A 15390-nucleotide genomic window follows, 5' to 3' on the forward strand; every position below is an offset into this window, starting at 1 on the left:
CGTCGTCTGAGCGGCGAACTGCCGGCCGACTTCGCTGAAAAAGCCTCGGCGTATATCGCTGAAGTCGCGGCCAAGGGCGAAACCATCGCCAGCCGCAAAGCCAGCCAGAACGCACTGAATGCCTACGGCCCGCTGTTGCCTGAATTGCTGGGCGGCTCTGCGGACCTGGCCGGTTCCAACCTGACCCTGTGGAAAGGTTGCAAAGGTGTATCGGCTCAAGACGCCAGCGGCAACTACATGTACTACGGCGTTCGCGAATTCGGCATGACCGCGATCATGAACGGCGTGTCCCTGCACGGCGGCTTGGTGCCTTACGGCGCGACTTTCCTGATGTTCATGGAATACGCCCGCAATGCCGTGCGCATGTCGGCGCTGATGAAGCAGCGTGTGATCCACGTCTACACCCACGACTCTATCGGTCTGGGCGAAGACGGCCCGACTCACCAGCCAATTGAGCAACTGGCCAGCCTGCGCTGCACCCCCAACCTCGACACCTGGCGTCCAGCCGATGCCGTTGAATCGGCGGTGAGCTGGAAACACGCACTGGAGCGCAAGGACGGTCCTTCGGCCCTGATCTTCTCGCGTCAGAACCTGCAGCACCAAACCCGTGATGCCGGCCAGATCGCAGATATCAGCCGTGGCGGTTATGTGCTCAAGGACTGTGCAGGCGAGCCTGAGCTGATCCTGATCGCCACCGGTTCGGAAGTGGGCTTGGCGGTTCAGGCCTTCGACAAACTGACCCGGCAAGGCCGTAAGGTGCGTGTGGTTTCCATGCCTTGCACTAGCGTGTTCGACGCCCAGGACGCCGGCTACAAGCAGTCGGTCCTGCCGTTGCAGGTCAGCGCCCGTATCGCCATCGAAGCCGCCCATGCCGACTACTGGTACAAGTACGTCGGCCTGGAAGGTCGCGTGATCGGCATGACCACCTATGGCGAGTCGGCGCCTGCGCCGGCACTGCTCGAAGAGTTCGGATTCACCCTGCAGAACGTGCTGAACATAGCAAATGAGCTTGGGGAATGATGGTTTTGTATGTCGACTTAAGAGGCGAGCCTACCCTGCAGAAAACGGCCTATTTCTAGCGAAGTCGGCCGTCATATTGGATCGCGATTCTGTTGAAAAAATAACTCCCCTGTCTGGCCTGCGGCGAAAACGACGCATCGGCCGGCAGGGCAGCGCACTGCATGATGGGGCAGTTGGCATTCGACTTGACCGGCACACGCAGTAGTGACGACCGGCAGCGATCGACACAGGCTGTGCTGTGTAAAAATGCAGCCACTGTTCCGCAGTCCGCGTCGCTACGAAAAATCTGCCAATGATGTTCCACGCTTTCGCTTAACATCAGCTTGGCGGTTATTTCTCGTTGCCCACATGTGTAACCATCTCAATACAGCGTTGATCCCGAGTATCCGCACCGGCATGTTTCAACCCCGATGAAGCCAAGTACGCCAATGGTATCCTGGTGGAATTGCCGTACCCAACGGACGATGTGCGGTTGATGACAAAGGCTGCAGTTGATGCGGTGGAGCGAGTTTTTCTGCCTGGGTTCAAGTCAAGCAAAGCTGAGGTGCTCCTGGTTAGGCTCCATGCTTCTTCAGGAAGTCAGGCGAAGCGACCGTCACATTTTTCAGGACACCCAGTTTTTTTGTTTGGTGGGTGCTGTCCTTCATCTCACCCAACATATGGAAAGGTCGATACCTTCACGAATCAGATTTGTTGCCGAATCGCTGAGAGAGTGCTCTACCATGACGTCCGGGTACAGCTCAAAAAACTTCGGCAGCAAGGGGGTGATCTGTTTTCTTCCCATCAGATCATGACTACGGGAGGGAGATACCTAACCCCTATTCTGCCGTTGGGCTTTCGCCGCTACAGTTCCATAACAGATGAAGTAGCGTTGATTTTTTCTTGGGCAGCGTTCGGCTTTGGCATAAAGCACTGTTCGTAAAGCGTGCGATTGAATGTATCAAATCCTGGCCAATAGTTATCCCAGTCATCGTAGTCATAACGCAAAGCGTGTTCACGCTCTTTATCATCGAGTGTCGGCCAAACTGCTTCGAATCTACGCCTCCAGTCAGGTGCGCTCAATAGTAAATCTGCTGCGGCCTCACCCATTTTGGCGAACTTAACTAATGCTTTTTTAGCGTAGTCCTCATCTTCAACTATTCTCGGATCAACTTTTTTGTTAACAGTATCTACGATGTTTAAAATCCAGCCAATGGTTTGAAAGCGACAGCGGCGTGCGGACTTAGACTCTTGGCTTAATGCATTGATTTCAACCCAAGCCAAATCTTGCTCTTCCCGATGTTCGATGTGAATGATGTAAGAGGACATTGGTAATTCCTTTATTAAAGTTATAGGAAAAATTTAGCATGGCTTTTTTTTGCTTGCAAACGATTTTGGGTTGACATAATTGAGAAGTAAGTTATACGAGTGGGTTTGCTGGGCGTTTGGCCAAGCTCATTCGGCAAATCCCCTATTGAATTGTTTTGGCGATATCTAAAAACAGTATTAGATTACTGTTGTTCCGAATAACGCGTGCCAGGGGGGCATTTTTGAACAATTTGGGGCTCGTTTGAATCATACGAACGGCGACGTCTTTTGGACTGATCAATCACCCTCGGCTTTCACTTTTATTTTCCGTTGGGAGCTCTCGTTTTTGGATGAAGTTGAGGCGACAGTTTGGTCTCTGGCTCTGCAGCATTACGGGCCTGACGGCCTTGGTATTTTGGTGAGTGATGCCCTGGAGAACTTCAGACGCAAACCTAGGTTGGACACCCCGGTGCGCGTGCATGCATCGAGCGTCGGAAGCGAAGCGAAGCGACACATATGCTATGGGCGACGCTGCAGAGCAGGGCGTGGGCGCTCAGTTCGTTAGAGGATGCATCGAAATTCGTGAGTCTACGGCAGGGGGTGAGAGTCCATCTGCTGCGCGCAATACAATCCAGACTGCTGCAGGATGGTTGCGCAGATGACGCTGTCAAAGAGGACTTTCTGAGTTGGGAGCTTGGGTTGTGAGGGACTGGGCGTGATGTCGCCTGCATCCCCCATTTACAGCAAAGTAATCACCTGAGCACACGGCAAATTATCCCCCTGACAGACCTCACGCAGCCCTGATAAATGAATGCCGTAGTGCCTGTCCGAAGGGGCCACGAGGCTCTGCTAGCCTGCGTACCCCTGATCGATTCTATCGAGGGTCTCCTTAACCTGCGCATAGCCGGCTTCACTGTGAGTGAGCTCGATCGCCGAGCTTCCACCAAAAGCGGCCTTGGGTTCATTCAACCAAGCTTCAGCCTTTGCTTTGTTGCCAAATACCGCCTCAGCCTGGTGTTGAACCAACTCGATGTAATTCATTTCGGGCTCTCGGGAGACTTCACTGACGTTCGTTCGCTATCAGTTCGCGGTCGACGTCGATGCTGGGGCCTTGGCGCAATATTCGCGAAACACCTTGATGCCGCGCGTGATGATCAATATTGGCTTAATCATATAGCGGTAGCTGACGAACAAATTGAGCGCGAGCCAGCCCAACTGATAGGTCGATCCGTGAAAGCTTCGGTGGTTGGGGCTGGCTCCCCAGAATCCGTAGGCAACGAAGATGGTAAAAATCGCGACCATCAGAGGAAAGATGCCGAGTCGACCCAGGGAAACTGCAATGAAAGGGATGGTGACAACTGAACGAATAGGTTCTCCTGCAACTTGAATGGCCCAGATTCTGTTGACCTTGTCTTTGCCCGGTTGCGCCGTCACTCGAACCCGATCCCCTGCCTTCACATGGGCGTCCAGCACATCCGGGATTTCGATCGGTTCAAGTTTCTTACCGTCAATTTTCCAAAAATGGTAGCTCACCATGTCTCCGCCGAACCCTCGCGATTTTTCGTCGAGCCGGCCGTCTACGATCTGCATTTCCTTCATCTTGAGTCCCTGTCCGTGCGGTTGAAGTGATGGCAAAAGGATATTTCTGCCAAATACTAAGTAATACTTAGTATGTGATCAAGTCGAATCTAAGAATCTCTTAGCCTTTCGGCGATGAGAAAATGGGTACGTTTGGCAAGCGTTTGAAAGAGGCGCGAAAGATAAGAGGTTTTTCACAGGAACGTTTGGGGATTGAGGCGGGTATTGAGCCGGCCACAGCTAGTGCGAGGATGTCTCAATACGAAAAGGGCGTTCACCAGCCTGGTGAAAGCATCGTGAAGCAGATTGCTGCTGTCCTGAATTTACCGGTTCCGTATTTTTACTGCGAGGATGATGAGACGGCGCATCTGCTCCAGTGTTTTCACTGCCTGAAAAAAGATGATCGGAAACAGGTTGTCGATTTGGTTGAAAGTCTTGCTTTGCGCAGCTGATGTTCACGACCAAAAATGATTTGGTGATTCGCCTTAAGTCAGCAAAAGCGTGTGATAAAAGATTCTTTCGAATTTTGCTATAGAGCCTATGGCAGTCGACACTGCTCCTAAGGACTGATGGTTGGCGGGATAAAGCAATGCCCAGGCTGCTAAGTAACAACGCGGTGCGCCTCTTAGAGGCCAGTCAGGAATCACTCGCCTTGGCCCTATTCTGCCTTGGTACACCTAGTCGCGGAGAGCTTCGGGTGGAAAGTGCCCGGTATTCGCCAGCTATCGGTCTTGTTGGCGCAGCAGCGGAGCAAGCTCTGGCCGCGATTATCGTGCAGGTTCGGGGTGAACAAGCAATGATGCTTTCCCCAACTCAGTTCAAAAGTGCACGGCAAATCCTTGGTGATGTGCGAGAGCTCCTTCGAGCCCCTGTCCCAGCAGTCTCGTTTTTAACCGCTGGCGTCCCAGACGCAGTCGGACATCGAGCACTGGTGAATGAAGCAACTCAAGGATTTTCACTTCTATTCACGCAAAGAGCTGCTGGCCTTCATGCAGGGTCAGGAGTATCCCGAGCCGTGACACTGATGCAAGCGCTTAGGGTTCACGGCTTTCTGGAGCTTCTAGCGACTTCTTCACGCATGCGACCTTACCTGGATCGCCTCCCCACGCCATTGGAAGATGTCATCGACCAGAATGTACTGGTAGACGATCTCATACAAAAATTCCAACACGCGCAGGCACCCGCAGAGCGAGTAACTGCTTTGAGGTCTTTATTTTTGGTGCTTCCCGAGATTCCACCTGAAGCACCAGAATGGCTGGACGCATTTGATCGATCGGTTGTTTCACCGACAGCCGCAGACATCGCATTGCTTTTAGGGACGCTGCAAAATGCTGCCCCGATTAGATTCCAACGCATCAATCCTGGAGGCCAAGGGCTAAACGTTGTAGTGCGGCCGAATGACCCCAACGCTTTAGCGATTGCCCCACAACATCTGCGCCGTGCTTTTGCTGACATTCCCGACCAATTCGCTGCGGATGTTGGTATCGCGAATGGCCGATTAAATGAAGGGCGGTTGGATCTTCCCCCGGAATCGTTCCTTCTTGATTTATGCCTTCTTGGGCCCGAGCGAATTCTGCATGTTTTGGGGCGACCTAACCTCACGGTGCAGGAAGTATGGCCTTTCGTAGCTACGGCTCTGATTCAACAGGGAACGGAGCGCCCGTACTGGTTCCTTGTTTCATTGGTCGACGATGTTGGTCGTCTGATTGGACAGCTGCGCCTAGCCGCTCGGGCATCAACGCAAGAATACTTCAAGCAGAAAGTGTTGGCCGCAATCGAAGCCCTTGAGGCAAAGCGACAGGAGCACCCGTCCCACCCGGACGCTGAGTTGACGGCTTTTACAATCGCCCAATTCCAGCAGGCCGACCAAGTTCGCAATGATCTGTCGGCGGCAATAGAGCGTTCTGAGGGAACGGAGCGGAAACCAGAGGAGCCAGCAATTACGGCTTTGATGCGAGTTTGGGAGCGTGAGGTCAATCCAGGACAGGCATTTGGAGCAGTGCTTGAAATCGGTTCAGGTGTTGCCCGTCTGTACTGGTCTAAGCGCCTCGCTGAAACTTCCACAGAGGTAGAAGACCGTCAGATGCTAATTGATATTCTGCGAAATGGTGATTTGGCTGCCGCAAAAACTGCAGCACGGAAGGCACTTCGGTTAGCGGATATCATGACTTATGGCCCCCAAATTGAACTTGAATAGCGTAAACAGCGTTAGCGTCCTCGTGCCCCTGCCCATTACATCCGCGTTTCAGGTACACCATAGCGATTCTGAAGTTGAGGTAATGCAGGACGCAACTGAGGTCTGACTCCATTGTTGGGAATGAAAACGCTGAGCCAGGGCTGACAAAGGATTGTTTTCCTGATGTGTGAATTCTCCGCATTGGCTACTGCCTGCTCTGTGTGAAAAAAAACATATCCAAGTAGCCGGGCCAGCTACGCTTTAGCGTGAAATTGAATTCGCAAGACAGGGATTGTCATCACGTGAAGCGACTAGTTCTTTTGAGCGGCCCGATGGCCAGTGGCAAGACGTCAGTTTCTGCCTCGCTACAAGAACGCCATGGGTTTGTTCCCATCAGCAGTGGCTCTTTTCTGCGGGCTCAGCTGGCTGACCGGAATGAGCCACTTGATCGTCGTAGTCTCCAAGAACTCGGTGACGCCCTTGACAGGGCAACTGACTTTTCCTGGCTCATAGAGTCTGTCGCAATTCCGGCCATCGAAGCCCGACCAAATGTTGATAACTGGCTCCTGGATGCAGTCCGAAAACCTCGGCAAGTGGAGTTGTTCAGGCTCCGTTTCGGGGATGTGGTGAGGCACGTGCACATCGTCGCGCCAGAGTCTGTTCTGGAGCAGAGATACGCTGCGCGTGGCGCAAGTTCTCTCGATGAGTATCAAGTGAGCGTACAGCACCCTAACGAGCAGAGCGCTCGTTCGCTTGCAGGTTTTGCGGACAAAGTTCTAGACACTCAACAGCACACCTCATCGGAAATTGCGGATCAGATAATGGGCATCTGGGAGAAGTAGCGCATGGAAACTCGGCAGATTGTAGTGATCAGTGGCAAGACCTGTAGCGGCAAGAGTGGATTAGCCAGTTTGTTGGAAAAGCAGTTTGGCTTCGCCGTGGTTTGTGATCGTCGAGCCATTGAAGATGCCGATTGGCGCCTTCGAATGGATCAGCCGGACATTCTTGATCGGCGACGTGATTTGGATACGGCAGCGCATGAGCAGTGGATGCTTCTGGAAACCCAGGCGATGTGCGCGAGTGAGAACGATGACCGACCGTTAGTCGTCGATCACCTGGATACGCTGGCACAGGTGCTGCAGTTTCGACAGGCTTTCGGTGCCAATCTGGTACATGTGCACCTCTACGCTAGCGATCCCACGCTTCAGGGGCGTTACGCCAAGCGTGTTGAAGGGCAAACCAGCCCTCCAGCCTATGAGGAGGTAAATCAGCTCAAGGATCCGGGTGAGATCGAAGCGCTCAAGCAGGATGCAGACGTTCGCATCTACACCGAACGCTCAGATTCCGAGGACACATTGGTGAGGGTCGCCGCTCGCTTGCACCTCTTCACACCGCCTGAAATTCGATGCGTTGATGTTCTCATTGGCGGACAGTACGGAAGCGAGGGCAAAGGCAATATCGTCGCTTACCTGGCCCGCGAGTACGATGTCATGGTTCGCGTCGGTGGCCCCAACGCTGGACACACCGTGGCGAGTGCCGTCGGTACGTTTACCTATCATCATCTTCCCTCAGGGTCGCGAGAAGTGACTGCACGGCTACTTCTTGGCCCTGGCATGACTATCAGGTTGCCGGGGCTTTTTAAGGAGATTGAAGCTTGCGGTATCGGCGCAGACCGGTTGTTCATCGATCCTCAAGCAACCATTATTGAAGATGAAGACATCGAGACGGAGAAGGAGGGGCATCTGGTGTCAACCATCGCCTCTACTGGAAGCGGAAGTGGGGCAGCGGCTGCGCGGCGTATTATGAGCAGAGGTAAAGCGATAAGGCTCGCGCGGGATGTTGATGAGCTTCGCCCTTACGTGGGGATTCCAGGAAAATATCACGGATGCACATCAGACAGGCTGGAGGAGGCCTACCGCAACGGTAACTCCATTCTGCTGGAAGGAACCCAGGGGAGCGGGCTGAGTATTTTCCACGGTGACTATCCCCATGTGACGTCCAGGGACACGAATGTTGCAGGATGCCTCGCTGAAGCGGGGATATCACCCAGCAGGATCCGCAAGATCCTTATGGTGATTCGACCTATGCCTATCCGCGTTGGCGATCCGGATGGGGATCAGGGACACACTTCCGGGCTGCTCAAGCATCCGACGACTTTCGACGAGATTGCAAAGTTTGCAGGTCTCGAAGCGGACGCTTTGAACGCTGCCGAGAAAACCTCCACCACTCACCGTAATCGTAAAGTTGGCTGGTTTGAATGGGATCAGTTTCGCAAAGCCTGCGCGCTGAATGCCCCGACCGACATCGTCCTGACTTTTGCAGATTACCTCCAGTCGACGAATCGTAACGCTCGCCGGTTCGAGCAGCTTGATTCTGACACTATCAAATTCGTGGAGGAGCTTGAGCGTGTGTCTCAAGCGCCTGTCTCGCTGATCAACACTCGGTTTACCAGAGACCCGGATCCCAGCGATTTACGTTCGCTGATCGATCGGCGCAACTGGACGGCGCGCTCTGGCAGGAGATAACAGATGGATCTGAACAAGCTGATCGAGCTTTACCCTCGGGTTTACCATATGGCTGAGCGCGGAGCTTGGGACAGTATTCGTACCCATGGGCTGATGAGCGCGACGGCCGTCCTTGACCATCTCGCCATCGAAGGGGGCGACCGCGCCCGGTTCGAGAGCGAGCACCGCAATCAGAAAATGGACGTGAGGGCAGGGCACCCTTCCAACATTGTGCTTCGTGATCAGAAGCCCATGCCTGAGGGCAGATTGATACAGGCCCTCACGGATGGCACAACACCACGCCAGTGGTATGAGTTGATCAACCACAAAGTCTTCTTTTGGGCTGAGGAACAAAGGCTGCATCGTCTACTCGGCGCTCGCGATTACCGCAGGCTCGAACACGATGTTCTGACGCTGGATTCGGCGACTTTCATTCCGGCGTATGCCGAAGCCATTTGGTTGTGTCATATGAACTCGGGCAATACCTGGCCTATGCCGCATCGTCGCGGTACAGAGATCTTCCGTAGAATTCCAGATTATCCTGTGAAGCGTTCAGGCAAACCGATCAAGACGGTGGTCGAACTGGTTGTTGATTACTCCGTCCCCAACATTGCTGAATACGTGGTGGAAGTTCGGCGAATGCGGGGAAGTGAGGTATTAGAGGTCATTGGTTAGCGCTGGTACAACGGGGGACTCATGCCGCGACACCGCTTAGCCTCTCGCGTATTGTTGATCAGCCCGGCTCATCGCTTGCTGCTTTTCAAGATAGATTACAAGACCGGCGCTTTGGCAGGAATGAGCTACTGGGCAACACCTGGCGGACAACTCAGACGCGATGAGTCTTTTGAGGAGGCGGCAGTGCGCGAGCTCCAGGAAGAGACCGGTGTTGATGTCCAATCCGTTGGCCCATGCATCGCACGCAGAGAGTTCCTATGGCAAATGCCCGATGGGGAGCCTGTGCTCGCGGTTGAGAACTACTACGTGGTGCATGCCGGCGCCGAGAAGTGCTCCGCTGCCGCATGGAGTGATCAGGAGCGCAGCGTCGTGTGTGAAGTGAGGTGGTGGTCGCAATCCGAACTGTCGAGGTGTGACGAGGATATTTACCCGCCGGATCTGAGGAGTCTGTTCGCCGAGGCATTGCTCACTGGCGGTGGGTGAACCCAGCGAATCACCTCGATCAGTCGGTTTGCCTCAGGTTACTGGCCGGCGCTCGTAAGGCGTTGCAGCAGATCGCGGTAGTGCTCAACCTACGCTAGCCTACTTTTATTGTGAGGATGACGAGACGGCTCATCTGCTCCAGTGTTTTCACTGCCTGAAAAAAGATGATCGAAAACAGGTGGTCGATTTGGCTGAGAGTCTTGCTTTCAATCACTGATGTCTGGATCGGATAGAAGTTCTGAAGTCGCGTTGCACCCACGCTGGTGGGGCAAGTAGATCGTCCTGCTTTCGGTCTGCCATTGTCGGCAATTACGCTGCCGCCGGCCTCGTCTATGATCTGCTCCTAACCGCTGACTGGAGTAACCCTGTTGAATCGGAAAAAGACGGTTTCACTGGCGGAGCGTGAGGGGCTGCAATCGGTGATTGATAACGCACGAAAGCATGCCGAAGCAGGTTATCCAGACTTTACGCAGAGTGATCCTGCTACCTTCGACGCGGACTTTGTTATCAATAAAGAGCGAGAGGGAATGAGTGTCGCGCAGGCGCTTGAAGCGTTGGTGGCATTCAAGCGAACTCAGCACTGAAGTACTCCGCCCTATCGACTGGTTTTCTTGTAGGCATTAAGTGCAAACGGGGCAAAAAAGAAAAGCAGGGTCGAGGCGATGAAGAAGAAGATGCCGCCGAGCCATGCGGCGTCAGTAGCAGTCTTAAGTGTTTCTAATGCACTCCCAGAGGCCTTAATTTTGTGTTTGGCCAGAAAGCAGTCTGCCTGGTAGTTCGATAGTAGCCTGCAGTCCGTCTGATCCAAGAAGCGGTGGGTAGCCGCTTCAAACTTGTATTTGTCGGAATATGCATCAATTTCTTTGTCGTACAGCGTCACTGCGGTTTGCGACGCACCGATCAGCCAGATGGTGAAACACACCGTCCCTGCTTTGAATAATCCCGAGTATGTGGAAGAGTCAAAGATCTTGAGGAAGAGGATTTTGCCGCCTGCGCTTGGAGTTGCCGTGTGGCTGGATTCAACATCTACTGCGTTTTTTTGCTTGTGCTGCGCACCCATGCTTTTTCTCATGTTGAAGTAAGTTGAAATCGATGACAGCAAGACAGTCTTTCACTCGCCACTAGTCAGCGGTATAGCTTTCTGGTCAGTGTGATAAGCCGCAAAAATCTTCGCACGCTCTCCTACAATCAAGAAGAGCAGAGGTTTATTCAGGGTCGAGCCGAGCTTCGCCCATTCCGTGTAATCAATTCCAGAAGGCGACGGGTTCAATTGTGGATGAGTGTGCCAGTCGCCGAGGTAGTCAACGCGACCCTGGCTTTCTTTCCACTGCTTCGTCACGGCACGCTGATGACCTGGATCCAGGCGTTCAAAGCTGATACGTGAGCTTTTGTCCAAAGGCATTGGCACGGTCGCATATAGGACATGAAGATGCTGGCCCGATCTGTATCCCATCAGCGTGCCTCCGGCCTCGTGTTTCTTTCTACTGTCCTGGCGGTAAGCACAGATCACGTCGAGCACACTGCTCTCGACGAGAATGTACAACCCAGGCAGCTCGGGGGCCGTCAGGATCATTTCGTTCCGCATGCAGGGCAGCCACTCAGCGGGGTGATGTCTTGGTTCTTTATTTTGTAGGTGTCTGCGTTTTCCACTGCTCGGGTTCGAAACCTTGGGCTTGGGCTGCCGTTCTTTTTCCAGTCAATCAACATATCCGTGACAAGGGCTGCAGCGGACAGCGATGCCGACACGGCGTACGGCGTAAAATGTTGGCAGGCGCGAAAGCCTTTCTCCACTTCGTTCTTGAGTACTTGGAACCGCTCTGCCATTTCGCTTCCGGGCTCGTACCGTCGCAAGCAGCGAAAGCATCCGTGTTTCAACGAGTCCGTCCACAAGGCTTGAACACATTCGCCATTACCTTTGATCCATGCATGCAAGATAGGCGGGAATGCCCCGTCATTGCTGATGCGTAGCGCATTCAACATTTCTGAGAGAGGCTCCTCGCCGGTCGCATTGATGAGCAGATCAAAGCTGGAATAATCGAGCTTCGGTGTAATCGCAATGGGACGCGACTCGATAGTGCTGTAGGGAAACTGCAGATCAAGTTCATCCTTGAGCGCCTGTGATTTTCGCTTGAGCAATGCGTTGAATCCAAGCGCGTGGCGGCCTATGTTGTCCGGCTGCAGTAATTGATTGTCGATCAGCGTGAGCACGCCGCCGTCTGTTCCTGCGCCCAGCCGCGTCAACGCTTGAGCTACATAACCACCCACCGAACCGCACCCCAGGAGCGCGATGTTCAGCCCGGATAATCCGTTTTTCAGTGAGCCCGACAGGTTGCGCGTGTGCACAAAGTCGGAACTGAGATCTGTGGTGTACAGACGAACTATTTTGTCGGAACCACCGAATCCATGAAGGTATTGCCGGTACGCCTTCCCGGCCAATCTGCGGCTGCCGGCAGTCCCTTTTGTGGTGGCTTTAGTGATGTAGCGCCGGTTCACGGTGAAACCGAAACCGATCCAACCCACCGGTGAATCTATGAGGATGTAAATACGGCTGGAATCCAAGATCGACTTGTCAGATTCGATCCTTTTCTGAATTGCAGCGTAGAGAGAGCTGTCCCACGTTTTTAGCCAGGTTAAGGTCTCTTTCACCGTCCAAGGCAGTGCTGATGACGCAACCGGCGCGGCAGTTGTTCTGAAAAGCCAGCAGCATCGTGCCTCCAGCGGTTGTGCGGTGGCCCCCCAAGAAAGCGCCATCCGATCCACCGCAGCCTTATTGGTGGTAACGATGTCGCCAAATGGGGCCCTGGGTGACAGCCTGTAAACCTGCGCCTCATTAGCGTCTGATGACAATTCAGATAGGCCAATTGGGATTACTGTCCCGGCACTCGACCCAGTCCAATACGACTGAAACTCTATTTGAATATCCGCTTCACTTTGAGCTGGGTTGCTAATGAGTTGGTCGATCAGGCTGGTAGCTTGCTGCAAGCAAAATGCGACGGCTCCAGCCGGGTTGTATCGATCAAGCACCACGGAGCCTTCGGCCAGGTAGCAGAAATCACCTCCAACGATTCCATGCGCCATGCGGGCCGGCAAAAAGGAGGGCTTTTCCGTAATACGGATTTTCGGGTAGACAAGAAAACCCCAGTCGGCAACCGCAAGTTCTACTGGAACCAGCCCGGCGATGGACTTTAACGTACCAAGAAATCGGCGAACCCCATTCTTGGTGGGACGGGCTGTGAAGCCCAGTCCATGCAGGTAGCGAAGCACATCGCCAAGGCCTTCGAATTCCATATCAACCTGCAGAAGTGTTTGGGACACGAGGGGCAGGTACTACGGCAGGTGCGGTTGAACGCACAATTTCCGTGGCGCTTTCAACATCGATCAGGTCTGTGTTCGATGGGATTCGCCCACCCAGCTGGCCCGAGGTGATCTGCAATGCAAGGTGCTTTTGGTATTCCTGGCACCCTTTAGCTCTTTTGAGCGCGGCGGCCAGGTCTTGGGCTTTGCTTGACGCGTACTCACGTTTTTCCTGATCTAGGCGGTTGAAGTCCTCAACGCCGTCATCAATGCCTGGCTCGCGAATTTCGGTACTCAGTGCGATGGACAGCGCGTTGGCCGCATGCTCGAAAGCGATATCGTCGCGACCCCGTTTACCCTCGAAGTTCTGGGCAATCGCGATCATCAAGGAAATGGAGGTGGGGCCGCCGATCTCCCAGTGGAAGTCCCGCCAGGCTTTTGCGTAACGGCACACGCGAAGAAATTGATTACCCAGATCACCATAACGCGCGACTTGGTCTTTGATCCACTTGGCGACATCCTCAGGGTCAGAGGCCCGCCACAGGCCAGACCGAGAAGCCAGCATGATGGTGTCAAGGTCGTCCCATGTCTGCGCCTTGGCCAACGCCAACTCCGTGACGGATTCATTCACGCTGTCATAAACGGCCGCACGACGTTCATTGCTAAGCACGACCGTGCGTTCCACAATCTTGTTGAACTCCTCGATCGGAGCGGCGTACAGCGGGATGTCAATGTGGGCCCACGAAGCGACATCTATCCGGATGCAGGTGTCCTTGGCATCGGCGCCTGTAATCAGCTTCCAGCCTTCCTGAACACACAGCACCTGAAGGAGTGTTTCAACCAGGTCGAAGTACTTTTTGGCCATCGCAGCCGGCGGGCCGTTTTCCTGCCAAACATCGACGGGCAGGTAGACGCCATAATCGAGGTCGGTTTCCTGCTTGTCAGGGTGTGCGGGTTGGATGCAGGTTTTATAGGCCCAGGAACCTTGCGTCCTGAACCGAGGCTCCACACGCTTTTCCATGCCCAAAACAGCGACGGTCGCATTGGCAATCGCTGGCTTCAAGTACTCGCGAATTTTCGTCCGGCACTGGGTAAGAAAATCACGCTGCTCGTCAGTGGGCGCGATTTTGTCGCTGAAAACCACGTCGTCGACGGAAGAAAAATAGAGCTTGGTAAGGTTCAGCATGTTTCAGGCTCCTGGCGTGTCGCGTTGTTGCCGTAGTAAAAATTTATAGGGCGAGCTTTGTGCGCAACGAACGCCATGAAGTCCGTTTTTCCGAGGCATGTTTTGGCCTTTTCCAGACCGGAGCCGATGAGCACTTCCTGCGCGTGGATGTCTGCTTTGTCCAAGGCGACCGCCTTGGAGCGATCGTCCGTCAGGTCTTCGTCAACATGCATGTAGCGTGAGCCGAGCTTGTGCTGCAGCATGAAATCGCAGAGCGACTCTTGAACGGAAATCGACAACCCGAACAGTCGTTGCGCTGCTTTCCCGGGATTGCCTCCACCCCAGTCCACGGCACCGCCTTCACGATTGTTTTTTGGGTTCACAGTGAATTTGGATGACATCGTCCCGATGGACAGAAGGTGAACGTCCGAGCTGGCGACGTCGAAAAACGTCTCTGCTTCATGAAGCGCGAGTAGGCCGGGGGCGTTGGCGAACAGTCCGCCATCGACGTACTGGTTGTGTTGAAACTGGTGACGCGGAAAGAAGGTTGGGGCAGCGCTCGTGGCGAGAGCGATGTCCACCATCGGGTGCTGGTGGTCGCGCCGAAAGCTTTCATGGTGCGGTGTTTTGAACAGCACTGGCTTGCCAGTCGAGTAATTGATCGCCGGGATGACGACCGGGTGAAGGCAATCCCCCAGTAGCTTGGTGCCCAGCATTTCAGGTTCCGAGATTTGTTTTTTTAGCTCGTCACTGCTGAACGTGGACTTGAAGATGGGCATCCGCGTGCGGGGGGTGAAGATCGCCTCCCCATGCTTTTTAAAGAGGTCTACGATTGCTTGGGCAGGAATCTCCGATGCGATCGCAAGCGCCAGGATGCCACCGATAGATGTTCCGGCAATGAGGTCGAAATGGCGAGCGATGGGCCCACCGATTTCGCGCTCGATTTCTGCCAAGATGGTGGCCGTGTACAGCCCTCTGTACCCCCCGCCTGATAGTGCCAAAATCTGAAAGCGATTTGCTGACATGAATACGATCCTCCGGCACTACAGGATGAGTGCGATTGATGAGTAAGTTAACGGCAGAGGCGTGAGTAAAAAAGGCGGGTTGGGGTTGGCTTTGTTATGTTACGCTTTCGTGAATACACTAACGTTTAGTTCAAATTTTGATCGTGAAGATCTCTTTCGCTTCGTGAGTATTTGCTCACGTGC

Annotated in this window: 16 protein-coding genes and 1 pseudogene; 9 read left to right on the forward strand and 8 right to left on the reverse strand. The window is 53.9% G+C overall.

Going from position 1 to position 15390, the window contains the following annotated elements; all coding sequences use genetic code 11:
* Both ACQKP4_RS17435 and ACQKP4_RS17440 read left to right on the forward strand, forming a co-directional pair.
* A partial coding sequence (locus tag ACQKP4_RS17435) for a transketolase-like TK C-terminal-containing protein (protein ID WP_427634901.1) occupies nt 1–1020 on the forward strand: 1020 nt, incomplete at its 5' end.
* Between the two features lie 378 nt (nt 1021–1398).
* Nucleotides 1399–1582: pseudogene (locus ACQKP4_RS17440) on the forward strand (DNA polymerase V subunit UmuC); the annotation flags it as partial.
* A 281-nt stretch (nt 1583–1863) separates the two neighbouring features.
* Here ACQKP4_RS17440 and ACQKP4_RS17445 read toward each other — a convergent pair.
* The 3 genes from ACQKP4_RS17445 to ACQKP4_RS17455 all read right to left on the reverse strand — a co-directional run bounded on the left by ACQKP4_RS17445 (nt 1864) and on the right by ACQKP4_RS17455 (nt 3906).
* The gene (locus tag ACQKP4_RS17445; RefSeq protein WP_427634902.1) at nt 1864–2328 is read right to left on the reverse strand and encodes a hypothetical protein; all 465 of its coding nucleotides are present in this window, start codon (nt 2326–2328) and stop codon (nt 1864–1866) included.
* An 828-nt stretch (nt 2329–3156) separates the two neighbouring features.
* Entirely contained in the window at nt 3157–3348 is a 192-nt protein-coding gene (locus ACQKP4_RS17450; RefSeq protein ID WP_427634903.1) for an antitoxin Xre/MbcA/ParS toxin-binding domain-containing protein, read from the reverse strand.
* A 39-nt stretch (nt 3349–3387) separates the two neighbouring features.
* Nucleotides 3388–3906, reverse strand: a complete 519-nt coding sequence (locus ACQKP4_RS17455; protein WP_427634904.1) for a hypothetical protein — start codon at nt 3904–3906, stop codon at nt 3388–3390.
* 122 nt (nt 3907–4028) lie between these two features.
* Here ACQKP4_RS17455 and ACQKP4_RS17460 point away from each other — a divergent pair, with 122 nt between their 5' ends.
* The 7 genes from ACQKP4_RS17460 to ACQKP4_RS17490 all read left to right on the forward strand — a co-directional run bounded on the left by ACQKP4_RS17460 (nt 4029) and on the right by ACQKP4_RS17490 (nt 10307).
* Complete coding sequence (locus tag ACQKP4_RS17460) at nt 4029–4337, forward strand: helix-turn-helix domain-containing protein (protein WP_427634905.1); 309 nt, start codon at nt 4029–4031, stop codon at nt 4335–4337.
* Nucleotides 4338–4900: 563 nt separating this feature from the next.
* Complete coding sequence (locus ACQKP4_RS17465) at nt 4901–6082, forward strand: hypothetical protein (protein WP_427634906.1); 1182 nt, start codon at nt 4901–4903, stop codon at nt 6080–6082.
* A gap of 281 nt (nt 6083–6363) precedes the next feature.
* Complete coding sequence (locus ACQKP4_RS17470; RefSeq protein ID WP_427634907.1) at nt 6364–6903, forward strand: AAA family ATPase; 540 nt, start codon at nt 6364–6366, stop codon at nt 6901–6903.
* A gap of 3 nt (nt 6904–6906) precedes the next feature.
* Nucleotides 6907–8586 carry an adenylosuccinate synthetase gene (locus ACQKP4_RS17475; protein WP_427634908.1) on the forward strand — a complete coding sequence of 560 codons (1680 nt, stop codon included), beginning with the start codon at nt 6907–6909 and terminating at the stop codon, nt 8584–8586.
* Nucleotides 8587–8589: 3 nt separating this feature from the next.
* The gene (locus tag ACQKP4_RS17480) at nt 8590–9240 is read left to right on the forward strand and encodes a DUF7002 family protein (RefSeq protein ID WP_427634909.1); all 651 of its coding nucleotides are present in this window, start codon (nt 8590–8592) and stop codon (nt 9238–9240) included.
* Nucleotides 9241–9261: 21 nt separating this feature from the next.
* The gene (locus tag ACQKP4_RS17485) at nt 9262–9723 is read left to right on the forward strand and encodes an NUDIX hydrolase (protein WP_427634910.1); all 462 of its coding nucleotides are present in this window, start codon (nt 9262–9264) and stop codon (nt 9721–9723) included.
* 368 nt (nt 9724–10091) lie between these two features.
* On the forward strand, nt 10092–10307 hold the full coding sequence (locus ACQKP4_RS17490; RefSeq protein WP_427634911.1) for a hypothetical protein: 216 nt from the start codon (nt 10092–10094) through the stop codon (nt 10305–10307).
* Between the two features lie 11 nt (nt 10308–10318).
* On the opposite strand, the gene ACQKP4_RS17495 is transcribed toward ACQKP4_RS17490, so the two are convergent.
* The 5 genes from ACQKP4_RS17495 to ACQKP4_RS17515 are packed head-to-tail and all read right to left on the reverse strand — an operon-like array spanning nt 10319 to nt 15207.
* Complete coding sequence (locus ACQKP4_RS17495) at nt 10319–10783, reverse strand: hypothetical protein (protein WP_427634912.1); 465 nt, start codon at nt 10781–10783, stop codon at nt 10319–10321.
* 51 nt (nt 10784–10834) lie between these two features.
* Nucleotides 10835–11296: a Mov34/MPN/PAD-1 family protein gene (locus ACQKP4_RS17500; protein ID WP_427634913.1), complete on the reverse strand. Its 462-nt coding sequence runs from the start codon at nt 11294–11296 to the stop codon at nt 10835–10837.
* Nucleotides 11293–13011, reverse strand: coding sequence for a ThiF family adenylyltransferase (locus ACQKP4_RS17505; protein WP_427634914.1), 1719 nt, complete (start codon nt 13009–13011; stop codon nt 11293–11295). Before ACQKP4_RS17505 ends, ACQKP4_RS17500 begins: the two co-directional genes overlap by 4 nt.
* A gap of 1 nt (nt 13012) precedes the next feature.
* Nucleotides 13013–14203 carry a CBASS cGAMP synthase gene (locus ACQKP4_RS17510; protein WP_427634915.1) on the reverse strand — a complete coding sequence of 397 codons (1191 nt, stop codon included), beginning with the start codon at nt 14201–14203 and terminating at the stop codon, nt 13013–13015.
* Nucleotides 14197–15207 carry a CBASS cGAMP-activated phospholipase gene (locus ACQKP4_RS17515; protein WP_192564497.1) on the reverse strand — a complete coding sequence of 337 codons (1011 nt, stop codon included), beginning with the start codon at nt 15205–15207 and terminating at the stop codon, nt 14197–14199. Before ACQKP4_RS17515 ends, ACQKP4_RS17510 begins: the two co-directional genes overlap by 7 nt.
* Between the last annotated feature and the right edge of the window lie 183 nt (nt 15208–15390).

Source organism: Pseudomonas sp. NPDC086278, from assembly GCF_050280905.1.
In the GTDB taxonomy this organism is placed as follows: domain Bacteria; phylum Pseudomonadota; class Gammaproteobacteria; order Pseudomonadales; family Pseudomonadaceae; genus Aquipseudomonas.